General features: G+C 72.1%; 4 protein-coding genes. All 4 read left to right on the forward strand.

Annotated elements, in window-relative coordinates; translation table 11 throughout:
• Positions 1-2,366, forward strand: a 2,366-nt coding sequence (gene treY / locus E1284_RS37380) for a malto-oligosyltrehalose synthase (protein ID WP_243714990.1), incomplete at its 5' end; no start/stop codon positions are given.
• A complete protein-coding gene (gene treZ / locus E1284_RS37385; RefSeq protein ID WP_131944876.1) occupies positions 2,363-4,135 on the forward strand; it encodes a malto-oligosyltrehalose trehalohydrolase in 1,773 nt (590 codons plus the stop codon). The genes treY and treZ, both read left to right, overlap by 4 nt.
• Positions 4,136-4,275: 140 nt before the next feature.
• Complete coding sequence (locus E1284_RS37390) at positions 4,276-4,947, forward strand: response regulator transcription factor (RefSeq protein ID WP_026402549.1); 672 nt, start codon at positions 4,276-4,278, stop codon at positions 4,945-4,947.
• Between the two features lie 99 nt (positions 4,948-5,046).
• Positions 5,047-6,318 (forward strand): ATP-binding protein, encoded by a 1,272-nt coding sequence (locus tag E1284_RS37395; RefSeq protein WP_131944877.1) that lies wholly within the window; start codon positions 5,047-5,049, stop codon positions 6,316-6,318.
• The last annotated feature ends 70 nt before the right edge of the window (positions 6,319-6,388 follow it).

The following is a 6,388-nucleotide window of genomic DNA, read 5'->3' on the forward strand; positions in this document are numbered from 1 at the left end:
GTCCTGCCATGCCCGCCGAGCCCGCCGAGCCCGCCGCCGAGGAACCGCCGCCCGCCGACCCCCCGAAGGAAGCCGTGTCCGAGGATCACAGCACCGAACCGCACTGGGCCGAGACGCACGGGGCGGAAGCACCCGTCCCCGCCGAGGACCCCGCCGCCGCACCGCCGTCCGGTACCTACCGCCTCCAGTTGCGCGGGACGCCCGAGGGGTACTTCGGGTTCGCCGACGCCGCCGCGTTGGCCCCCTACCTGGCGTCCCTCGGCGTCTCGCACGTCTACCTGTCGCCGGTCCTGCAGGCGGCGCCGGGCTCCACGCACGGCTACGACGTCGTCGACCACGCCCGGCTCTCGGAAGAGCTGGGCGGGCCGGAGGCGTTCGGCGCCATGGCGGCCCGGTTCCAGGCGCACGGGCTCAGGGTGCTGGTCGACGTCGTCCCGAACCACATGGCGATCCCGGAGCGGCACGACCTGAACCTGCCGCTCGCCGAGGTCCTGGAGGACGGGCCGGCGTCGCCGTTCGCGAAGTGGTTCGACATCGACTGGGACGCGGGCGGAGGCCGGCTCGTCCTGCCGGGCGAGGGCGTGCCCAACTACCGCCGGTTCTTCGACATCTCCGGCCTGATCGGGCTCCGCCAGGAGGACCCGGAGGTCTTCCAGCGCACGCACGGGCTGCTGCTGAGCCTGGTCGACCAGGGCCTCGTGGACGGCCTGCGCATCGACCACCCGGACGGCCTCGCCGACCCGCGGGGCTACCTGCGCCGGCTGGCGGAGGCCGTCCCGGACGGCTGGGTCCTCGTCGAGAAGATCACCGAGGGCGAGGAGCGGCTGCCGCCGGACTGGCCGTGCTCGGGCACCACCGGCTACGACTCGCTCGGCATGATCGGCGGGCTGTTCGTCGACCCGGCGGGGGAGAAGCCGCTCACCGCCTACTACGTGTCGCTGACGGGCAATCCGGGAGAGTTCGAGGCGGTCCAGCACGACGCGCGCCTGCACGCCGCCACGCACGGGTTGAAGCCCGAGATGGACCGGCTCCTGCGCGTCCTCCACCGGGTTGTGGGCGAACGTCGCCCCGGCCTGGAGAAGGCCCTGGTCGAGCTGCTCGTCGCCATGCACGTGTACCGCGCGTACGTCGTGCCGGGCGAAGACGCACCGCAGCAGGCCGTGGACGTCCTGAACGAGGCCGCCGACCGTGCCCGCGCCCGTCTGCCGGAGGAACTCCACGAAGACCTGGAGACCGTCGTGGACCTCGCCCTCGGACGTGGTGAGCGCACCGACGCCGAGTTCATCGTGCGGTTCCAGCAGACGTCCGCACCGCTCGCGGCCAAGGGCGTGGAGGACACGGCGTTCTACCGGTGGAACCGTATGTCCGTGCTCAACGAAGTGGGCGGCGCCCCAGGGCGGTTCTCCGTCAGCCCGGAGGACTTCCACTCGTACTGCATACGGCTCGCCCGCGACTGGCCGTTGACCATGACGACGCTCTCCACGCACGACACCAAGCGCGAAGAGGACGTGCGCGCCTGGCTGTCCGTGATGGCGGAGATCCCGGGCGAGTGGGTGGAGGCGGTGGAACGGTGGCGGACATGGGGTTCCGACCCCTCGCCGCTGGAGCCCGATCTCGAATACCTGCTCTGGCAGACGCTCGTCGGCGCCTGGCCGATCACGCAGGGCCGCCTGGAGGAGTTCCTCATCAAGGCGATGCGCGAGGCCAAGACCCGCACGTCGTGGGTCGAGCAGGACACCGGCTACGAGGAAGCCGTTCTCGGCTACGCGCGGGGCGTGCTGGCCGATGCCGACCTCATCACCGACATGACGTCGTTCGTCGGCAGGCTGGCCCGCCATGCGCGGGTGAACACGCTGGGGCAGAAGCTCGTCCAACTGGCGATGCCCGGCGTCCCGGACGTCTACCAGGGGTGCGAGCTGACCGGCCTGGCGCTGGTCGACCCCGACAACCGGCGCCCGGTCGACTACGGGCGGCGCCGCGAGCACCTCGTCCGGCTCGACACCGGCCGCCGGCCGAAGGAGGTCGACGACGAGAAGCTGCTGGTCACCTCGCGGACGCTGCGGCTGCGCCGGGCGCATCCCGAGTGGTTCGGCCCCGGCTCGCGCCACGAGCCGGTGGTGGCGCGCGGGCTCGCCGCCGAGCATCTGGTCGGGTTCGCCCGGGGCGACGCGGTCGCGCTCGCGACCCGGCTGCCCGTGGGCCTGGAGCGGCGCGGCGGCTGGGGCGGCACGCGGGTCGACGTCCGCCACCAGGGCTGGCGGGACGTCCTGACCGGCTGCACGCACATGGGCCCGGTCCTGGACGCGGCCCGCGTCTTCGAGCACCTGCCCGTCGCGCTGCTCGTCCCCAGGGAGATCGACCGTTGAGCAACCGGTTCGCGGTGTGGGCACCGGCCGCCGGACGCGTCGAGGTCGCCGTCGCCGGCGCGAGGCACCCGATGGAGGCGCGGCCGTCCGGCTGGTGGGAGGCGAGGGTCGCCGAGGCGGGCCATGGGACGGACTACGGGTTCGTCCTGGACGGCGCCGACGAGGTGCTGCCCGACCCGCGTTCCCCCTGGCAGCCCGATGGCGTGCACGGGCGGAGCCGTGTCTACGACCACGGGCGTTTCGCCTGGACGGACCAGCACTGGCATGGCCGTCCGCTCCCCGGAAGCGTCCTCTACGAGATGCACGTGGGGACGTTCACGCCGGAAGGGACGTTCGACGCGGCCGCCGAACGTCTCGACCATCTGGTGGCGCTCGGGATAGACGCGGTGGAGTTGCTGCCCGTCGCGTCCTTCCCGGGCCGCCACGGATGGGGGTATGACGGCGTCCACCTCTGGGCGCCTCATGAGCCGTATGGCGGTCCGGACGGGCTGAAGCGATTCGTAGACGCCGCCCATGCGCGCGGTATCGCCGTCATTCTGGACGTCGTCTACAACCATCTCGGCCCGGACGGGAACCGCCTGGCCGACTTCGGCCCGTACTTCACCAGCGCCCATGCCACACCCTGGGGCGACGCGGTGAACTTCGACCAGGAGGGTTCGGACGAGGTTCGCGCGTTCGTCGTGCGGAACGCGCTGATGTGGCTGCGCGACTACCACATCGACGGACTGCGGATCGACGCCGTCCACGCCATCACCGACGACAGCGCCGTGCACATCCTGGAGGAAATGGCGCGCGCGGTGGCCGCGGAATCGGCCCACCTCGGGCGCGCGCTGTTTCTCATCGCCGAATCCGACCTGAACGACCCGCGCCTGGTGACGTCCAGGGAGGCCGGCGGATACGGCCTGGACGCGCAGTGGAGCGACGACTTCCATCACGCTCTGCATGCGGCGCTCACCGGTGAACGGCAGGGCTACTACTGCGACTTCGGCTCTCTGGAAACGCTGAAGAAGGCCATTACCAGAGTCTTCGTCCATGACGGGACCATGTCCACCTACCGGGGGAGGCGGCATGGGCGTCCGGTGAACGCCGGGGAAACCCCCGCACACCGTTTCCTCGGCTTTCTGCAGAATCACGACCAAGTCGGCAACCGCGCCTCGGGCGACCGCATCGGCACCCTCTTGCCGTCCCCAGCCCTGCTCAAAGTGGGCGCGGCGCTGCTCCTGCTCGCGCCGTTCACGCCGATGCTCTTCATGGGCGAGGAATGGGGCGCGTCCACCCCGTGGTGCTACTTCACCGACCACCAGGACCCCGGCCTGGCCCGGGCCGTCAGCGAGGGGCGCCGCCGCGAGTTCGCGCGGCACGGCTGGACGGGCGAGGTCCCCGATCCACAGGCTGTGGACACGTTCCGCCGCTCCGTCCTCGACTGGGCCGAACCGGACGATCCGGTCCACGCTGACCTGCTTGAATGGCATCGCGCCCTGATCTCGCTGCGCCGGTCCAGGCCGGAGCTGAACGATCCGCTGCTGACCGCGGTGACGGTCGAGGCGGACGAGAACGGAGCGCGCTGGCTGATGATGTGGCGCGGCGGGGTCTGCGTCGCGGCGAACCTCGGCGACGTCCCGGTCGTCCTGCCGGCGGCGCCGCCCGGCGGGCGCGCCCGGCTGCTGCTCGCGTCAGATCCGGCAGTCCGCATCAATGAGGACGGAGTCGGCGATTCCGGAACGTCCTCGATCGAGCTCCCGGCGGCCTCGATCGGGGTTTTTCACTGACCCGGGGACACGTGTAATGCGGCGTAGACCCGGGTATTGCCGGATATGATCCGTTTGCGAATGTACTACGAGTTGCAAACCGCAGGTCAAGAGCGCGGCGGCAGCCCGGTAATGGTCAAGAATGGTCATACGATCGGTTCATGACCTCAGTACTGCTCGCCGAGGACGACACGTCCATCTCCGAGCCTCTCGCCCGCGCGCTGCGTCGCGAGGGGTACACCGTCGAAGTAAGCCCGGACGGCCCGCAGGCGCTGGAGCGGGCGCTCGGCGGCGGTGTGGACCTGATCGTCCTGGATCTCGGCCTTCCCGAACTGGACGGCCTTGAGGTGGCCCGCAGGGTACGGGCCGAGGGGCACGGCGTGCCCATCCTGATCCTGACCGCCCGGGCCGACGAGGTCGATACCGTCGTCGGGCTCGACGCGGGCGCCGACGACTACGTGACCAAGCCGTTCCGGCTGGCCGAGCTGCTCGCCCGGGTGCGGGCGCTGCTGCGCCGGGGCAGCACCGAGACCCCGATCGTCCAGGGGGTGCGGATCGACGCCGAGTCGCGCCGCGCCTGGATGGGCGAGCAGGAGCTCCAGCTGACCACCAAGGAGTTCGACCTGCTGCGCGTCCTCGTCCGGGACGCGGGCAAGGTCGTGACCCGCGAACAGATCATGCGCGAGGTGTGGGACACCAACTGGTGGGGTTCCACCAAGACCCTCGACATGCACATTTCCTGGCTGCGCCGCAAGCTCGGCGACGACGCCGGCAGCCCCCGCTACATCACCACGGTGCGGGGCGTCGGCTTCCGGTTCGAGCGCGGCGACTAGCACCGGCCGCCGCGGCCGCGCGGGACGCCGGGGGCCTTCCCGAGAGGCCCCCGGGCACCCGTGCCGTGCGCCCGCGGCCCCACCCTCGAAGGAGCCCTGATGAGGCGCCGACTCCTCCTGTCGACGCTCGCGGTGGCGGTGGTCGCGATCCTTCTGCTCGGCATACCCCTCGCCTGCGCCGCCCACAAGCTCGTCTACGAGGAGGCCGGCCGGTCGCTCGACCGGGAGGCGTCCTCCATCGCCGGCGGCGTCGGGTACAGCCTGGAGAAACCGCAGCCCGTCACCCCCGCGATCATCGCCCGCGAGTACCCGGGCCGGACCATCGCCGTCACGCTGCCGGACGGCCGCACCCTCACCGCCGGGCCGCCGCGGCACGGCCGCGTCCTCAGCGCCACCGCGACGCACGGCGCGGTCCGCGTCCGGGTGTCGCGGCCGGCGTCGGAGGTCCGCGACGCCGCGCTGCGGCTGATCATGCTGATCGCCGGCCTGGCGCTGCTCGGCGTCGCCGTCACCGTCGGCCTGGCGATGGTGCAGGCCCGCAAGTTCATGCTGCCGCTCCGCGAGCTCGCCGAGACCGCCGACCGGCTCGGCAGCGGCAACGCCCGCCCGCGCCCCCGCCGCTACGGCATCCCGGAGATCGACCAGGTCGCCGAGGTGCTGGACCGCAGCGCCGTCCGCATCACCGACCTCGTCGTCGCCGGCCGCCAGTTCGCCACCGACGCCAGCCACCAGCTCCGCACCCCGCTGACCGCGCTGTCCATGCGGCTGGAGGAGATGATCGAGGCCGCGGACTACCCCGACGTCGTCCGGGAGGAGGGCGCCGCCGCCGTCGCGCAGGCCGAACGGCTGGTCGCCGTCGTCGAGCAGCTGCTCGCCCGCGCCCGGCACGACCCGACCGGCGGCGCCGTCCCGTCCCCGATCGACGAGATCATCGCCCAGCAGGTCAAGGAGTGGCGCCCGAGCTTCCGCAAGGCGGGGCGGGACGTCCGCATCATCGGCGAGCAGGGCCTCGTCGGCCTCACCAACCCCGAGGGCCTCTCCCAGATCGTCGCGACGCTGCTGGAGAACTCGCTGACCCACGGCGCCGGAACGGTGACCATCCACACCAAACCGGGTGCCGGATCGGTCGTCGTGGAGATCGGCGACGAGGGCACCGGGATCCCGCCCGAACTCGAACCCCGCATCTTCGACCGCAGCGTGAGCGGCGGCCACGGCACCGGCCTCGGCCTCTACCTGGCCCGCTCGCTGGCCGTGGTGGACGGCGGCCGGCTGGAGCTCATCCAGTCGCGCCCGGCCGTCTTCGGCGTCTTCCTCCGCGAACCCGCCGAGGCCCGCCTCGCCACGGAACGGGTGGTCATGGGCCCCGCGTGACCGAGCGCGGGGCCGGGGCGCCGGTCAGATCTCGGCGTAGTCCCCGGTGTGGGCGTCGAGGGGGTGGCCC

Origin of the sequence: Actinomadura bangladeshensis, from assembly GCF_004348335.1 — a bacterium.
GTDB lineage: Bacteria > Actinomycetota > Actinomycetes > Streptosporangiales > Streptosporangiaceae > Spirillospora > Spirillospora bangladeshensis.